The following is a 16574-nucleotide window of genomic DNA, read 5'->3' as shown; positions in this document are numbered from 1 at the left end:
CAGATCTGTCTTTATGCTTTCAAAGTCTGTGTATCCAGGAAGCCAACACGGTTCAGCCACTGAAATATCAAAGGCACTTGATCCTGTCCCGGAAGCGTTCCATAAAGCGGTTGTTCCACTCATCCCCGCCGGGTGCGTTGCCGCTCATCCAGACAGGAGGCTTGATTCCTTCGTTGTTCAGGATATTGATGGTTTCGATCACCATGCTGTTGAGCACATAGGCATTGGCAAAAGTGCTCAGTGCGCCGATCTTCTGTTCAAAGCCAGGCAGTTCGATAACAGCGTCTCCCACCTTTACCTTGCAGTCCACGGTGTAGTCCACGATTTCGTGGAGATTCCTTTTGGACGGATGCCTTGCCACATGATCTTTCGGACAGTTGTTGGCGTGTTCATGGGAACTGACGCCGATTACCGCTGCCCCGTTTTCCTTTGCCTGCAGGGCGGCATCGATGGTGGCGGAGTTGATGCCGTATGCGTTGACAACGATCAGCAGATCCCCTTCGCCGATACGGTAATCGTTTACTACGATACGTCCATAACCGGGCAGCCGTTCGGTCTGCATGGATTTCAGCGCCCCTGCACTGAGCATGGTTTCCTGATTCAGCATCGCGCTGACGTGCATTAAGCCGCCGGCACGAAAGAAAATTTCCATGGCAGCCAGGTTGGAATGCCCGCCCGGCCCGAAAATATAGATCAGTCTGTCTTTCTTGATCTGCTCCGCCATAACGTGAGCCGCAGCGAGAATGTGATCCTTTTCTTCATCGTGAATTTTCTGGATGATACCGAATACCTCCGTCAGGTATTGATCCATAACTTTGCCTTCCTGCATAATGATAAAAGCCTCCTTTAATGGCACTGGTTCAATTCGGATGCGCTGTCTTTGTCAAGATACATCCGGCAGCCTTTTTGCTGTCTCAGAATACTTGCAGGGCAGCTTTCACTGATTTCTCCGGTCAATGCTGCTGCCACTGCCCTGGCTTTCAGCTTTCCGGGAACAATACAGAACTGGTAAGGAGCATGGACCAGGGTGGGTATGGTCAGGGTGAAGGCCTGCTTTGGCACATCTTCCAGCGAGGGGAAGCATTTATCATGTACCTGCTGTAGCCGGCAGGTTTCGTCCAACGTTACCACTTTTATGATCCTGGGGTCATGAAAGTCGGCGACACTGGGGTCGTTAAAGGCAATATGGCCATTTTCCCCGATGCCCATGAAAATAATATCCGGTGGTGCGGCCTTCAGCAGGGCAGTGTAATGCTCACATTCCTGACTGGGATCAGCATGACCGTCAATCAAATGAACCGATGCAAACGGAACGCGGCGGAAGATTGCTTTGCTCAGGAATTCATTGAAGGATTGGGGGTGCCCCACTTCAAGTCCCACATATTCATCCATGTGATACGCGTGAATTTTTTTCCATGGGAGGTCTTCCCGGGTCAGAGCGGCAAGGAACTCATTCTGGGACGGGGCAGCTGCAAACACACAATGGATCTCGCTTTTTTGCTGCAGCAGCGTGCGGATTTGCTTTGCTGCTTCGTGAGCTGCAGCTTCTCCCATTTTCTCCCGTGTTTCAAAGATCTTTACTTTCATTTTTCCGTATGTAGTTTCCTGCATATTATAGCACTTCTCCTTTTTGGATATTGTAATGGATTGGATTTTTGATGATTGGGCCGAAACCGTACTTTTGAGTTTTTGTGTGGCCACCTCACTATTTAGAGTTAAGGAAACCTAATGAAAGACAAATTACAATTCATAGATTATCAGAGGGCTTATTGCCTGTCAAGATGCAATGCGTGCCATGCGCAGAAATGGATGCAGCAGACCGGAAAAGTTGTCCGTAAGCAGACAGTTGTTTTAGTGAAACAGGAAAGGTTATATATAGGCGTTATAATGAGTGTCGTACCGAAATAATGATGAAGCTTTTGATGAAAGCAGAGAAAAGTTGACCGGCACACTAAACTTACTGAATGGATAACCGATAGATATAATATGGGCAATGATATCTTTGATGGAAACCACTAAGTTAGGAAAGGGAAGAACATGAAGAAACGAAACGGGAAAGCAGAGAAAATTAACATTCCTACCGACAAGGAAATATTGGAGACAATTTATCGTTTTTATTATGATGATTTTATGAAGTATACAAAGGAAAATCCGGTACAACACACAAGGATTTATGTGCCTATTGATATTCAGCGTATTGCAAATGAGCTGAGCGTGGACAGAGAAGTGATTTTTGGAATCCTGTATTACCATATGGAAGACAAATATGGCTATACCGATTCGGACGGCAGCAGGGTTCATTTCTTTGCACTGCAGGCCGATAAGGAGAAGGATTGTGTCAATTTTCCCTATCTTTCTTCTGTCCTGGCCGAATTGCGGGATCGGGAGGAGAAATGCCCATACGGCAAAAAGGTGAACACATGCAGCAGGATTCTTATAATTTTTTCCCTGGTGTTCTCCATTGTCGCGGTTCTCGTATCCCTGAATTTATAGATTATCTTTTGCAACCCCCAAAAGATAAAAAACAGCAGAAACGCTTCAGTGTATACTGGAGCGTTTCTGCGTTTTCCGTGGATCCCTTTGTCTTTCAGGATAGACATTCTGCTTCCCCTGATCCATTTTCAGACTGTCATTTCGGATGTTCCGTTCGTGTGTTTTGGATAGCAGCAGAGTTATTATAACTTTTCCCTTTTGTTCTTCATTGCCTCAGTTCCCATATACCTGTTACGGGCTGTCTTTTGCAATTCGCACCTGGTATTCCGAGGGCGTGCAGCCAACCTGCCGGGCAAATATTTTTGAGAAATGTCTTACGCTGAGATATCCTACCAGATTCGCCACCTTACTCACAGTGATGCCGGGGTCCTGACAAAATAGTCGTTTGGCGTTTGTCACCCGGATCTGTATGAGATAGTCCATGAACTTGCAGCCGACCCGTTCATGGAAGAGGCGGCTGAGATAATTAGAGGAGATGCCTAAAATGCGGGCGATGGATCCGATATTAATATCTTTCATGTAATTCTTCTGAATATAGGACTTGATCCATTCAATTTCGTTTTGCTGGATATTTTGCTTTCCGCTTTGATACATTTGATCTGCACAGGCCTGCAGGCCAGAGTATAGGTCGGAGAAACGATCCGTGTGAATGTTGCAGCCCAGATATAGATTGAGATATCGGTTGAGGCTGTCCTGCCCGATAAGAGGGTAGAGCCCGGAATACGATTCTGTATCCATGTGTTGAAGAACTTCACGATAATTCAGTTCCTTGCAGTGGGAAAAGGCATCACACAAATTCTGGACATCGATAGCGAACGGCACAAGTTGATTCATCTTTCCTTCCAGAGTTGTATTCCAGTGAATGAATTGACCACAGCCACAAAACATGCGGGTTTTTACTGCCAGATCCAATCTGTGACAGTAAGCAGGAAAGTTACGGATCGCAATATTCCGTGCGTGGATGCAGGTCACACATTCGTGTTTTTTTGGTATCAAAGTATACAAATCGGGTGGCTCCGCCGTGGAGACGAGGCAAAGCTGATCTTTTGAAACGGGAAACAATGCATAGTAAAGGCCTGTATTGTTTCCCTGGAAGTTGGCAAGAAGTGTGTCATAAAGTTCTTCGTATTGCCTTCGGCGCTCTTTATCGGAGGCATGCTCCGGAATGATCAATGTAATAAACAGCTTTTGAATCCCCGGAATCATGTTCTGTTCTTCGTTCTTCCCGTTCCTCTGCTCTTTGTGATACGATGCAATGATATAATTGGAAAAGATACGATTGTTTTTCCATCGCTGATTCTGCAATCTATTGGAAATAGTTTCCATTTCCTTTTGCAGATCATCAAGGCTGACAGGTTTCAACAGATAGTCCAGTGCCCCGATGCGTGTACTCTGACGTGCATATTCGAAATTCGGGTAACCGGTCAGAATCAGATATTGTGTGTAGGGGGAGACTTTTTTGCACTCTTTTAAAGCAGTCAGTCCATCCATGTGCGGCATTCGGATATCAACAAAGGCAACATCGGGCAAAAATTCCGCAGCGGTATGAAGCATTTCATAACCGTTTTTTGCTTCGCGATATATATGCTGTCCCGGATAGAGTTCATCCAGCATGCTGATCAGCCCCAGGCGTACCATAAGTTCATCGTCGCAAAGAAGAATTTTCATGAATTCATTCCTCCCGATGATTGATCCGGCCGGGATGATTGTTCCGGTAAAATAATGTGAACCCAGGTACCGGAACCGGGTACGCTTTTTATTTGAAAAAAGCTGAAATCCTGAAACAATTCAAGACGGTCCGCCACGTTTTTGATGCCGATACGTTTTGTGTCCGGCAAATGCTTTGCATCAAATCCGACGCCATTATCCGCTATCGTAAAAACCGTTAGCATACCGAATATTGGATGGCCTATGCGATCAACGCTTACTTCCAGCATGAATTCCCTGTCCGAGGGCTCCATACCATGGATAATGGAGTTTTCCACCAGTGGCTGTAACAGCAGCCGTGGAATAACGATCGGATCCTGCAGGGTATTTCGCCTGAGTATTACGAAGCAGCTAAAATTGACGGGGCAAGTGGCTGGCAGCGTTTCCGTCATATCACCATGCCCCTGCTTTCCCCCACACACATGTTTGTTCTGATTACCTGTGTAATCAATAGCTTCCGTTCCTTTGATCTTATCTATGTCATGACCAAAGGTGGTCCGCTCAATGCGACCAAAACCCTGGTGGTCTATGTCTATGATATGGCGTTCAAGATGAACCAATTTGGTCAGGCATCTGCTGCAGGAGTGGTTTTGTTTCTGATTCTTCTGGTATTTACGATGATTCGGATAAAGAGGGAAAAGGAGGTGATATAAAAATGAAATCTGCAGTTTTTGGCATGTCTGAAAAGGGGAAAAACCATCGGATGAAGGGGATCATTTATGTTGTCATGACCATTATCACAATTTTCATGCTGTTTCCATTTTACTGGATGTTGGTGACTGCTGTGAAACCGGTCAATGAAATCTTTGCATTTCCACCAAAATTATGGCCATCGGAGTTTCATTGGGAAAATTTCAGGGAAGTCCTGGAGCTCAGGGACTTTGGTACCTATTTCAAAAACAGTGCCATTGTGACGCTGATTGCTACGGTGATTACCGTCTGCATCAATCTATTGGCGGGCTATGCATTTGCGAAATACCAATTCAAAGGAAAGGAATTTCTCTTTCTCATTGTATTGAGTACGTTGATGATCCCGCTTCAGGTCATTATGATCCCGAATTTCATTATTATTTCAAAACTTGGGATGATCAATACCTATCAGGGTTTAATTCTGCCACCCTGTGCGGAAGCGTTCGGACTGTTCCTCTCCCGTCAGTTCCTTTCCACACTTCCGGATGCCCTGATTGAATCAGCACGTATAGACGGTGCGAGTGAGTTCCATATTTTTCGTAGCATTATACTTCCTAATTCCGGAAGCCTGCTCAGTGTTTTGATTATCTTTACTTTTATGTGGCGGTGGAATGATTTTCAATGGCCGTTGATCATCCTCTCAGACAGCGGTATGTACACGGTACAGCTCGGACTGTCCATGCTCAATGGTTCGAACTATGTCAACTGGAACCAATTGATGAGTGCTTCCTTGCTGTCTATACTGCCGGTGATTATAATTTTCTTCATTTTTCAGAAACAGTTTGTTCAGGGTATTGCGACCACTGGTATCAAAGGCTGACGTATATCCTGTATGAATTTTTTGATTCCGTTGAAGATTGTCTTGCTCACGTGTAATGAAAACTTTGATTGGAGGAATTTCTGTGAAAAAATTCATTCGTATTTTAACTGCACTGTTGATTATACTTCTTGTTGCACTCCCTGTTTCCTGCTCTGGAGATTCCACTTCCTCAAAGCCGGCAGCTAATTCCGCAGCTCCGTCCGGAAAGGAAAGGAAGGGCAATGGCAAAGAAAAAAAAGGTAAAGATGCGACGGTTGAATTTACTTATTGGGAGTCTTCTCCTTCAGATAAGGCTGGATTTGACCTTATGATCGGGAAGTTTGCAGAGGATCATCCGGAAATTAGGCTGAAGCCGCAGATCTATCCGGATAATACATATCTGGATCAACTGGATACCCGAATCGCGGCAAATGACTGGCCGGATGTGATACGGTATACTTATCAGCGCCTGGGCAAATTCAAGGAAGGCGATGTGATGCTGGACCTGACGGACAAGGTCTCCCGGGAAAATGTGGACGCGCTTGTCCCTGCCTATCGTTCTGCTCTTACCTATAACGGAAAGCTGGTTGGCATGCCGCACCATACGGATACCATCGGTGTTTTTTACAACAAACGGATGTTTAAAGAGTCCGGCATCCGCATACCAAAAGATGCCATGGACGGCTGGACGTGGAAGGAACTGACGGAAATCGCTGAAAAGCTCAAAAAGGATCATAAACTGGATTATGCATTCACCGGTATCTGGGAAAACCGATCCGGCTATCGCTATCTGCCTTTCCTGTATATGAATGGCGGCAGTGTGCTGAGCGATGATCAGGAAACCGTTACCATGGATTCCCCTAAAAATCTGGAAGCCGTCAAGCTCTTTGAAAAGTGGCGAAAGGAAGATCTGGTGGTAAAGGGCGGTTTTACGCAGGAACAACAGGCAAATATGTTGTTTGTAGCGGAAAAGATCGCATTTGTTTTTTCCGGCAGCTGGCATTGTTCCTATATGGAGGAAAACATGGCCGGAAACTGGGGTGTGACATATATGCCGCAGAAAAACGGAAAGACCGGTTCGGATATGGGTGGCAATGCATTGTTTGCCTATAAAGGGACGGAATGTCCCGAAGCCTGCGGCAACTTTATCGACTATATGACATCGAAGGATAATGTCCGCGAATTCTGCGAAGCAGGCAACTTTATTCCTGTCCGTCAGGATGTTATTGATGATGGCCTGAAATATTCTGAATTCCAGGAGGAAATGGATACCTTCCTGGATATCGTCGGCACCATTGATCCAAAGATGGCTGAAGACGAAACCTCCTCACACTTTCAGCAGTTGAATACGATCTGGTCAGAGGAAATGGACCCGTTGGCAGTGGATGGCTCTGCCAGTGCAGAGCAGGTGCTGCAGAATTGTCAGGCCCGTATGGAAAAGGAATTTACCAAATAACTGTCTGCCTTTTGAAGAATAAAAACACAGAAACGCTCCAGTATATACTGAAGCGTTTCTGTGTTTTCCGTAGTATTCCTTTGTCTTTCGGGATAGTATGATATCTCAATATACATATGTCCATCGTATTTACCTAACCAATGCCGGCTTTTTGGAATCAAATTTCCAATCAGGAATCAAATATTGCATGGCGAGAGCATCATTCCTGTCGTGATCATTCATTTTGTTGTAAAGAGCGTTTGCCGCCATGATTCTTTCCATATTTGGCTGAATTCCAAGCCCGGGTGTTTCCGGAACTTCAAGATATCCATCTTCTATTTTGGGTGTGTTTTCACAGAGGTTCTGCCCGTCCTGCCAAATCCAATGGGTATCTATTGGAGTGGGATTCCCAGGTGCTGCTGCAGCTACATGGGCATAAACTGTCAGTGTGATATCAAAATGATTGTTTGAATGAGATCCCCATGTCAGACCCCAGTCATTCAGGATCTGAGCCATTTTTACGGTGCCGTTCATACCCCAGAAATGAGGATCTGCCAGCACAATATCAACGGACTTGAGTGCCGCTGCATGATAAAACTGTCTCCAGTCGGTCGCGATCATATTCGTCGCAACAGGGATAGGAGTTGCGTTTTTAAACTCGCACATTATTATGTTAACCCGCTGCTGGGGCAGGTAAGTAATACAATATAAACTGTTTTTATGCCAAAGTATAAAAATAAAAGATATAGAACTTATATAAGAAGCGTCCGGACTCCATTTCATTGTGAAGCCCGGACGCTTCTTAAATGGTGCATGCATTACCCGGCAGGCTTTGTTTCCTCTTCCTGTTCGGTTTTTTCTCCATCCTGCCCGGCCTTTTTCTGTTCTTCCCGGAGGAGTTTCATGAATTCCTCGCCGGTAATATTTTCTTTTTCCAGCAGGTATTCTGATATTCTGCTGAGAGGCTTTCTGCTTTCCTCCAGCAGTTTCGTGGCCTTTTGCTGACATTCCGCCAGGATTCTGCGCACCTCGTCATCGATGGCAGCGCCGGTCTGTTCGGAACAATTGGAGATATTGCGCCCATTGAGATATTGATTCTGGGTCTGCTCCAGTTCCATGGGACCGAATGTATCGCTCATGCCATATTGGGTCACCATGTTCCGTGCCAGTTTGGTGGCCCGCTCGATGTCGTTGGAAGCACCGGTGGTAACCTCGCCGAACTGAATGGATTCCGCTGCACGTCCTCCCAGCAGGGCGGTAATCTGTGCCAGTAACTCCGAGCGCGTCATCAGATAACGTTCCTCCTCGGGTACATTCATGGTGTATCCCAGGCTGCCCATGGTCCGTGGCACGATGGTGATTTTCTGGACCGGCATGCCATTTTTTTGCAGAGCGCTGACCAGTGCATGCCCGACTTCATGATAGGCAACCATCTGACGCTCTTTCGGATTCATGACCCGGTCTTTTTTCTCCTTGCCGGCAATGACAACTTCCACTGCTTCCATCAGATCTGCCTGCGTCACGGCGGACCGCTTATCCCGAACTGCCACCAGTGCTCCTTCGTTGATCATGTTGGCCAGATCTGCGCCGGTGGCGCCGGACGTTGCCAGAGCAATATCGTGCAGACTGACATCGGGATCCATCCTTACTTTGGCGGCATGAACCTTCAGGATGGCTTCACGTCCTTTCAGGTCCGGTCTCTCTACGATAATGCGCCGGTCAAACCGACCAGGCCGCAGCAGTGCCGGATCCAGTACCTCCGGCCGGTTGGTGGCAGCCAGGACGACAATGCCCAAACCGCTTCCGAATCCGTCCATTTCCGCCAGAAGCTGATTCAGCGTCTGCTCCCGTTCATCATTGGAGCCAAGCTGGTTATCCCGACTCTTTCCGATGGCGTCAATTTCATCGATAAAGATAATGCAGGGTGCTTTTTTCTTGGCCTCTTCAAACAAATCCCGCACACGGGAAGCACCCACGCCAACAAACATCTCCACAAACTCACTTCCGGAGATGAAGAAAAACGGCACTCCGGCTTCTCCGGCCACGGCTTTTGCCAGCAGGGTTTTCCCCGTGCCGGGAGGGCCGACCAGCAGCGCACCTTTTGGCTGCTTCGCACCGATTTCCTGATATCGTCCTGGGTTATGCAGAATATCCACCATTTCCAGGAGACTCTCCTTGGCTTCATCCTGACCTGCCACATCACTGAATCGGACGCCGCTGTCCTTTTCCATATGATATTCCCTGGCTTTGCTTTTGCCTGCGCCGAAAATACCCCCGCCTACTCCCGGGCCCCGGTCTCCGGCCCGTTTCATGAATCTCCGTACCACGAAGAAGTAAATCAGGTACAGGACCAGGGTGGGAAGGATCCATACGGTAATAAAGTACTGAAGCAGGGAAGGACCGGAGGAGGTGTCGGTTTTATAAAAGGCAACATGGTTGGCGTTCAGGCGTTTTACCAGATCGGGATCCTGAACGGTCACGGTGACATATTCATCTCCGGCAGAAGGTGCCTTGCCTTTTTTCCGTCCTTCCGGATACAGGATTTTCTCCACTTCGGAAAGATCCGCATCTTTTGCAACGGTTATTTGTATTTCCTCTTCACTCAGCTGGGCCCGGCTGATATTGCCGCTTTCCACCAGCTGTATGAACTGGCTGTATGCGATTTCGTACTTCGCTTTCTGTCCTCTGTTTGCAGAAAAAATATTGATCAGGGAGGCAATCAGAAACGCGATCAGCAGGATATTGAACAGATTGGGACCCTGCGGTGCCCTGGATCCGGGGCCTTTGCCGGAATACCCGGTGTTGTTTTTGCCATTGTCCGGACCAGTTGATTTCATCTGATTCGGGTGATCCTGTTTTCCATTCTCTTGTTTCCTTGAGAATTTCATTTTTTGCTCCTTTCTCAGAAGGATAATGCCTTGCCTTTCATTCCTTTCTGGATCCGTTTTTACCGGATCTGTAAGGTACTGGTACTATTATACCATAGAATTGATGGATTTTAACATAAAAAAGAAGCCGGCGGGAAAGCCGGCCCAATTTATTCTATTTATTCTATGAAATTTGGGGCGTTCTGGTATAGTGCAACGGCTGCCGAAGCACTCCAGGCAGTTGTTTTGTCACTGTCCCGGGTTTTCTCAGCCCATCGGGTGCCGGTGATCCCTGATTCACTTCGATTTTCCCATGCCGTGCGGGCATTTCGCTGCAGCCACTGTGCGTATTGCGGGCTGGGATGAACTTCCAGGAAATGGTTCAGCCATCTGGTCAGGATTCCCTTGAATCCAGGTAAATCCGGCCCGCCTTCCTCGTTGTTCATGACTTCGCCCCGATACATGGTTTCCATTGCGTAATTGGCGGCTCGGTCTGCATCTTTTATATATTGCTCGTTTCCGCTGTGTTCATACAGTAAGGTGCACATTCCGATGAATGTTCCCTGGTTATAGGTGGAAGCCCATGTATTCTTTTCTCCGTGCACCGGGTAAGCATCGTCTACATGCCCCGTATCCGGCTCATAAAGGTTTGCCCTTTCCCACGCATAAAGATTTTCCGCTTTCTCAAAATAACTTTTCTCCTGCAAAGCGGTGCCGAGCAAACAGGCTGCAATGGCTCCCGGTCCGTTCACGCAGGCGTTTTTGGTCCGGTTATCCGTTCTCCACCACAATCCGCCGCCCAAATCGATACTCCACGCCCTGGTAAATGCATTGTCAAAGTTTATTTTCGCAGTGTTCAAATACTTCCGGTCTCCGGTTTCCAGATACATTCTTGCACAGGCAATCACCATCCACATGATATCATCGTTGTAGGCGTTTTTGGCCCACCATCCGTTTTTTTCCTGATGCCTCCAGTCCACCAGAAAGCCTTCGTAAAGGCCGTCCATTATTTTTCTATAGTGGTCTTCCCCAGTACGGTGATACGCATCCACAACGATTTCAATCATTTCGGCTTCTGTCCAGAAATTCCTGGCGAATCGATGGGTGTGTCTTCTGGAATCATAGGTATCGTATTGATTCATAAATGCGTTAAATCCATCACAGGCTGTTTTATCAAAATCCAACTCATCTTCCGTTGCCCGGACAAATTCTGTTTTCTGTTTCATCAAATCACTCCTTGGTGTCAGATGCATCAACTTATATAACCTATTATAACATATATGTAATCATATTTTATATGATATGTCAATATATACTTTTCCGCTTTTGAACAAACCATTGCCAGGAAAGAAAGTGCAGTACAAAAAATATTGCAGTACTACAACGAGAGAAGAGGATAGCAAGAGAGGAAGATAGCAAGAGAGGAAGATAGCAAGAGAGGAAGATAGCAAGAGAGGAAGATAGCAAGGGAAAAAGAAAGATGGGGAAAAGGAAGGAGAGAAAAAAGAAAGAGAGAAAAAAGAAAGAGGGAGGAGTCCGGTCCGGACTCCTCCCCGGCATACATACTGTTATTTGGCATACCGGCCTTTTTTGAGTTCTGTTCCGATTTTATCCACGTTGGCCTGGTAGACAGCGCCCGCCTTTTCTTCCACGGCGGCGATCCCGTTGTCATCGGCAAACTTCAGGATATCGTCAAACATGGTTTCCGCTTTCTCTTTGGAATTTGCCATTATGGCTTTCGGCAGCTGCTCGCCGATATATTCCTCCACCAGGGTTCTGTTGATCCCTGCCGGATCGGTGGGCTTGATATCGTCGGTCAGTCCGACAAATTCATCGGTGATCCATTTGATGGGTGTCTGCAGATTGGCCTGGTTGCTGACAATCCAGCTTTGTTTGTCGGGAGGCATCTTTTCATTCATTGCATATTTCAGTTTATCGATGCTGTCGGCAAATCCCGGCTCCATCCAGAACCATACACCCAATGCATTGACCTCATCCGCCGTCAGCTCGTTTTCTGCCTTTTTCAGGATGGGAAGGCCGTTTTCATCCAGTTCATCCCACAGGTGTCCCTGGGGCCCGTACATCAACAGCTGTGCGGCCTCCGGTGTGAAGAAAAACGATCGAAGATCAAATATCCTCTGCGGCTTTTCTGCTTTTGTGGTAATGACGATCCCGCTTCCTCCCACGGTATTGCTCCATTCCCCGTAAATATCATTCGGAGACAATCCCTTTGCCGGCGGGAACAGATTGGGCAGGACCATCTCGTAGGAGTCCCCCGGATGGTTCTGCATGTAGATTTTACGAAATTTGTTGGTATCGTCCTTGGACTGATCATAGAACAACAGTCCGTTGCGTCCGGCCACCATTTTTTCCAGAACCTGATCGCCGCTGTCGGTAAACTGGGTTTCGGAGATCAGGCCGTCTCTCCACCATCTGTTGATTTCCAGGACAGCCTCCTTAAACAGGGGATCCCGGAAAAGCAGCTGATATTTGCCGTCCAGCACGGTATACCAGCCGTTTCGTACACCGCCATAGGATCGGTAGAAGGCATCCAGCAGCACACCCCCGTCTCCGCCTTCTGCGAACTGTACCGGAGTCACGCTCAGGCCGTCCGCCGTCTTGGGTACTTCATCCCGTACCCTGCATGCGTATTGGTAGAGGTCATCAAAGGTCTCCAGCCTGGGGCTGCCCAGTTTTTTATAGATGCTGTCCACATACATCCATGCCATGTTTCCTCCGGTGTGATCGGACCTGGCCCACTGCGGGATGATGTAGAGCTTTCCGTCCACCTTCAGCATTTCACGGGTGGATTCCAGGAGATTCTGCTCCAGCGTTGGATTTTTTTCCATATAGGGCTCCAGCGGCTGCAGCAGGCCCAGCTCGATCATCTTCAGATAATCCTGGTTCCGGTCCATGAAAATGGAATCCGGCAAATCCCCGGAAGCGATCATGGTATTCAATTTTGCCTGCGCATCGGTATCCGGTTTGGAAAACTCAATGTTGATATTGAATTTTTTCTGCATGTATTTTGAGACTTCATCCTTGCCCCATTCCTTCAGATTCCACCAGTCATAGTTGTAATAATGGGTATAGGTGTAGGGCGTAACGTCCTCTTCCTCCGTGTTGTCCTTCGTTTTTGCATCCGTGGAATCCTTTGTTTTTGCCTTGCCGGTACCATCCGGGGACTTTTGATCGGGCCCGCTCTTTCCGCAGGCGGCAAACATCAGGACGGCAGCCAGAACAATGGCGGTCAGACAAACCAATCGACTTTTCTTCATTTCCTTCACCTCCAGATTTTTTGCAGAAATCACAGCATCCGGCGATACCGGTTTTCCGCCTTACCCCTTCAGCGATCCGACCATGATTCCCTTGATAAAATAGCGCTGCAGGAATGGATACACCAGGATGATCGGCACTACGGTAACAATCATGGTTGCCATGGTAATGGACCGCACATTGACCTTTTTTCCTTTTGCCACATTGGAAAGATCCACGCCGCCGCCCTGGTTGGCTGCCTGTGCCAGCTGTTCGGCGAACTTTGCTTCATTGATGATGTTCATCAGAACGGACTGCATCGGCTTCAGTTCCTGTTTGGTAACATACATGGCGGCATCATACCAGGAATTCCAGTGAAAGACTCCCACAAAAAGCGCTATGGTTGCAACAATCGGAGTGGAAATGGGGAGGATAATCCTGAAAAATACCGTGATGTAATTGGCGCCGTCGATCCGGGCCGACTCTTCCAGGTCCGAAGGGATTCCCTGAAAATAGGACCGCATCAATATCATATTCCATATATTTACCAGGTTTGGAATGATGTAGACCCAAAAGGAGTTCATCAGCCCCATGGAGCGCAGCAGGAAATAAAAGGGGACCAGACCGCCGCCGAAGTACATCGGAATGATGCACAGGACGGTATAGAACTGTCTTCCTTTCAGGTTGCGATGGGCCATGCCAAACGCAAACAGGGAAGTCAGGAGCAGTCCGCCCAGGGTTCCGATTACCGTTCTGGCTATGGTCACCAGATATGCCGTATAGATTTTGTCATTGGTAAACACCAGTTCATAGTTTCGTGTGGTCGGCACTCTCGGGAAAAATGTGATTCCTCCTCTCACTGTATCATCCGCATCGTTCAGGGATATGGCCAGGGAATTGACAAACGGATAAAGTGTGACCAGGAGGACCAGGATCATAAGAATGACGACAAGAATATCAAATAATGTGTACCATATATTGGTCTTTTTGATCACGCAAACCACCTTCCAATCTGTTATTTACAGCACACTGGTACCCGATATTTTTCCTGCGATTTTATTGGCAGCCAAAAGGAGCAGAATGTTCACGGCAGATTTGAACAAACCGGCTGCGGCACCGAAGGAATACCGGGATTCCCGTAATCCCACCCGGTACACATAAGTGTCCAGGACATCCGCATGGGAACGCAGGAGCGGATTCGTCATCTGATTGGTCAGCATCATGATCTGATCAAAGTTTGCATTCAGCAGGCCGCCGATATTGAAGACAAAGAGCAGTACAATGGTCGGTAAAATAGTTGCAATGGTAATGTGCCACATCCTGGTAAACCTTCCTGCACCATCTATTTCTGCTGCTTCATACAATTGCTCATCCACTGAGGAAATGGCGGCGAAATAGATTATGGAATTCCAGCCAAGCCCTTTCCATAAATCCGTAAGTACGGACATTCCCCAGAAGTACTCCGCTTTTCCAAAGAAATGGATCGGCTTTTGGATGATGCCCATTCCAATCAGCGCGGAGTTGACGGCACCGTTGTCCACGGAAAAGAAGTCGAACATTAAAGTGGCCGCAACGACCCAGGAAATAAAATGCGGCAGATAACTGATGGTCTGTACAGCTTTTTTAAAATACTTCCCCACCAACTCGTTCAGCAGGACCGCAAAAAGAATGGGAGCGGGAAAATTGATCACTGTCTTCAAAAGGCTGATCACCAGCGTGTTTCGCATCACGAGGGGGAAGTTCGGATCCTGGAACAGGGTCTTGAAATGCTGGAACCCCACCCAGGGACTGAGGCCCGGGAAATCCCCAAGCTGAAAATTCTGAAATCCCATCAATACGCCATACATGGGAATATAGGAAAAAATCACAATAAGAAGGATCGAAGGGATCACCAGGATCTGAAGGTCCGCCTGTTTGAAAAAATCCCTGAAGAAGCTTTCTCCTTCTTTCGTATTCCGGTTTCTGTTTTCCTTTCCAGTCAATGGATTCTGTAGGACGGATTGTTTGTTTGCCATGGGAAACCTCCTTCCTTTCTGCTCCTATACGGGAAATAATTTTAACTGGGATAAATCATTTGATATCACCTCTCTTTCATGTATATGTAGGAACTGCTGTTATAGTACGTGAATGGAAGGCGACCTGTGTTATAGTACGTGAATGGAAGGCGACCTGTTCGTTATAAAAACAGATTGGAACGGCTGATGATATCCAACACCATTTGATGCATGGAAAGAAGGAAAAGAAACGGGAAAGACAGAAGATAAGAAGCAGAAGGAAAATAAAAAATGGAGGATTATCATATATCGGAGACGGATCTTATGAAAGAATGGTAACAAAACGCCGGTATACAGACCGGCATAGCTTATCGGAAATAGGGTTATCCTATTTTAAGTCTTATCATTCACAGGAACCATCCGGGAAAGGAAGGAATCAGGATGCGAATTGCCATCGTGACAGGTGCGTCCAGTGGTTTGGGGCGTGAATTTGTCCGACAGATAAGTGAAAGGGAAAAGTCAGACGAGATCTGGATCATTGCCAGAAGGGAGAACCGTCTGCAGAAGATTGCGGAGGAATGCCCTTTGCCGGTACGGTCTCTGCCGCTGGATCTGACAAAGGACAGTGCCTTTGACAGCCTGAAGGCGCTGCTGGAGGAGGAGCAGCCGGACGTCCGGCTGCTGATCAACGCCGCAGGATTTGGCAAAATGGGAAATTATACGGAGGTATCCGTTCAGGACAGCAACGATATGCTGGATCTGAACTGTCGTGCCCTGATGAACATGACGCTTACTGTTCTGCCCTACATGCAAAAAGGCGCCCGGATTCTGGAAATTTGTTCTTCCTCTGCCTTCCAGCCCCTTCCGGCTTTGAACGTTTATTCCGCCACAAAGGCATTTGTGCTGAACTACAGCCGTGCCCTGCGCTGGGAGCTGTTTGGAAAAGGGATCCACGTGACGGCTGTCTGTCCGTATTGGATCAGGGACACGGAGTTCATCGGCATTGCAAAGGACTCCCGCAATCCCCGGGCCATCCGCCATTTTCCCCTTGCATCCCATGCTGCCTCCATAGCGGGAATCGCACTGCGGGACAGCAAATGGAATCTTCCCGTATCCACACCGGGCATCGTCAGCTTTCTCCAGCGCCTGCTCTCGAAATTCATCCCCCGTGAGCTGATCATTGCCTGCTGGCAGGGCCTTCGCCGGATTTAAAGCATTGAAATCAAGAAAATGTCAGCTGCGGGCGAATATTTTGAATTATTGATTATTTTTGCTCTTGTGCGATGGATGGCTTCTGTATTATAATAAACATATCCTCTATTTCAATTTTTTTA

At 47.4% G+C, this 16574-nt stretch carries 14 protein-coding genes and 1 pseudogene; 5 read left to right on the top strand and 10 right to left on the bottom strand.

Annotated features, from left to right (window positions below; all coding sequences use genetic code 11):
• Window positions 1-67: 67 nt before the first annotated feature.
• Complete coding sequence (locus tag QBE55_00850; GenBank protein ID WZL78754.1) at window positions 68-829, bottom strand: SIS domain-containing protein; 762 nt, start codon at window positions 827-829, stop codon at window positions 68-70.
• 17 nt (window positions 830-846) lie between these two features.
• Window positions 847-1611: a glucosamine-6-phosphate deaminase gene (locus tag QBE55_00845; protein ID WZL78753.1), complete on the bottom strand. Its 765-nt coding sequence runs from the start codon at window positions 1609-1611 to the stop codon at window positions 847-849.
• A gap of 426 nt (window positions 1612-2037) precedes the next feature.
• Between QBE55_00845 and QBE55_00840 the strand changes: the two genes are divergently transcribed.
• A complete protein-coding gene (locus QBE55_00840; protein ID WZL78752.1) occupies window positions 2038-2493 on the top strand; it encodes a hypothetical protein in 456 nt (151 codons plus the stop codon).
• A gap of 231 nt (window positions 2494-2724) precedes the next feature.
• On the opposite strand, the gene QBE55_00835 is transcribed toward QBE55_00840, so the two are convergent.
• Entirely contained in the window at window positions 2725-4161 is a 1437-nt protein-coding gene (locus QBE55_00835; protein ID WZL78751.1) for a helix-turn-helix domain-containing protein, read from the bottom strand.
• Window positions 4158-4592: a hypothetical protein gene (locus QBE55_00830; GenBank protein WZL78750.1), complete on the bottom strand. Its 435-nt coding sequence runs from the start codon at window positions 4590-4592 to the stop codon at window positions 4158-4160. Before QBE55_00830 ends, QBE55_00835 begins: the two co-directional genes overlap by 4 nt.
• Between QBE55_00830 and QBE55_00825 the strand changes: the two genes are divergently transcribed.
• The 3 genes from QBE55_00825 (at window position 4557) to QBE55_00815 (ending at window position 7145) form a co-directional block, all read left to right on the top strand.
• Window positions 4557-4853 (top strand): sugar ABC transporter permease, encoded by a 297-nt coding sequence (locus tag QBE55_00825; protein WZL79826.1) that lies wholly within the window; start codon window positions 4557-4559, stop codon window positions 4851-4853. The genes QBE55_00830 and QBE55_00825 overlap by 36 nt on opposite strands.
• A 2-nt stretch (window positions 4854-4855) precedes the next feature.
• Window positions 4856-5710 carry a carbohydrate ABC transporter permease gene (locus tag QBE55_00820; protein ID WZL78749.1) on the top strand — a complete coding sequence of 285 codons (855 nt, stop codon included), beginning with the start codon at window positions 4856-4858 and terminating at the stop codon, window positions 5708-5710.
• Between the two features lie 82 nt (window positions 5711-5792).
• On the top strand, window positions 5793-7145 hold the full coding sequence (locus QBE55_00815) for a sugar ABC transporter substrate-binding protein (GenBank protein ID WZL78748.1): 1353 nt from the start codon (window positions 5793-5795) through the stop codon (window positions 7143-7145).
• Between the two features lie 129 nt (window positions 7146-7274).
• Here QBE55_00815 and QBE55_00810 read toward each other — a convergent pair.
• The 6 genes and pseudogenes from QBE55_00810 to QBE55_00785 form a co-directional block, all read right to left on the bottom strand.
• Window positions 7275-7793, bottom strand: a pseudogene (locus QBE55_00810) (enolase C-terminal domain-like protein).
• A 149-nt stretch (window positions 7794-7942) separates the two neighbouring features.
• Window positions 7943-10012 carry an ATP-dependent zinc metalloprotease FtsH gene (gene ftsH, locus QBE55_00805; protein WZL78747.1) on the bottom strand — a complete coding sequence of 690 codons (2070 nt, stop codon included), beginning with the start codon at window positions 10010-10012 and terminating at the stop codon, window positions 7943-7945.
• Window positions 10013-10170: 158 nt separating this feature from the next.
• Window positions 10171-11217 carry a glycoside hydrolase family 76 protein gene (locus tag QBE55_00800; protein ID WZL78746.1) on the bottom strand — a complete coding sequence of 349 codons (1047 nt, stop codon included), beginning with the start codon at window positions 11215-11217 and terminating at the stop codon, window positions 10171-10173.
• 342 nt (window positions 11218-11559) lie between these two features.
• The gene (locus tag QBE55_00795) at window positions 11560-13269 is read right to left on the bottom strand and encodes an extracellular solute-binding protein (protein WZL78745.1); all 1710 of its coding nucleotides are present in this window, start codon (window positions 13267-13269) and stop codon (window positions 11560-11562) included.
• A 60-nt stretch (window positions 13270-13329) separates the two neighbouring features.
• Window positions 13330-14241, bottom strand: a complete 912-nt coding sequence (locus tag QBE55_00790; GenBank protein WZL78744.1) for a carbohydrate ABC transporter permease — start codon at window positions 14239-14241, stop codon at window positions 13330-13332.
• Between the two features lie 24 nt (window positions 14242-14265).
• On the bottom strand, window positions 14266-15261 hold the full coding sequence (locus QBE55_00785; GenBank protein WZL78743.1) for an ABC transporter permease subunit: 996 nt from the start codon (window positions 15259-15261) through the stop codon (window positions 14266-14268).
• 420 nt (window positions 15262-15681) lie between these two features.
• On the opposite strand from QBE55_00785, the gene QBE55_00780 reads away from it, so the two are divergent.
• Window positions 15682-16452 (top strand): SDR family NAD(P)-dependent oxidoreductase, encoded by a 771-nt coding sequence (locus QBE55_00780; GenBank protein WZL78742.1) that lies wholly within the window; start codon window positions 15682-15684, stop codon window positions 16450-16452.
• Window positions 16453-16574 lie beyond the last annotated feature (122 nt).

This window comes from Eubacteriales bacterium mix99 (genome assembly GCA_038396605.1).
Taxonomy (GTDB): domain Bacteria; phylum Bacillota; class Clostridia; order Caldicoprobacterales; family DTU083; genus UBA4874.
Note: the sequence above shows the minus strand (reverse complement) of the source record. Positions and strands in the feature narration are given on the sequence as shown.

Coding starts and splice junctions, on each gene's coding strand:
- QBE55_00850 (WZL78754.1), bottom strand. CDS start 829: ATGCAGGAAGGCAAAGTTATGGATCAATACCTGACGGAGGTATTCGGT.
- QBE55_00845 (WZL78753.1), bottom strand. CDS start 1,611: ATGCAGGAAACTACATACGGAAAAATGAAAGTAAAGATCTTTGAAACA.
- QBE55_00840 (WZL78752.1), top strand. CDS start 2,038: ATGAAGAAACGAAACGGGAAAGCAGAGAAAATTAACATTCCTACCGAC.
- QBE55_00835 (WZL78751.1), bottom strand. CDS start 4,161: ATGAAAATTCTTCTTTGCGACGATGAACTTATGGTACGCCTGGGGCTG.
- QBE55_00830 (WZL78750.1), bottom strand. CDS start 4,592: ATGACGGAAACGCTGCCAGCCACTTGCCCCGTCAATTTTAGCTGCTTC.
- QBE55_00820 (WZL78749.1), top strand. CDS start 4,856: ATGAAATCTGCAGTTTTTGGCATGTCTGAAAAGGGGAAAAACCATCGG.
- ftsH (WZL78747.1), bottom strand. CDS start 10,012: ATGAAATTCTCAAGGAAACAAGAGAATGGAAAACAGGATCACCCGAAT.
- QBE55_00800 (WZL78746.1), bottom strand. CDS start 11,217: ATGAAACAGAAAACAGAATTTGTCCGGGCAACGGAAGATGAGTTGGAT.
- QBE55_00795 (WZL78745.1), bottom strand. CDS start 13,269: ATGAAGAAAAGTCGATTGGTTTGTCTGACCGCCATTGTTCTGGCTGCC.
- QBE55_00785 (WZL78743.1), bottom strand. CDS start 15,261: ATGGCAAACAAACAATCCGTCCTACAGAATCCATTGACTGGAAAGGAA.
- QBE55_00780 (WZL78742.1), top strand. CDS start 15,682: ATGCGAATTGCCATCGTGACAGGTGCGTCCAGTGGTTTGGGGCGTGAA.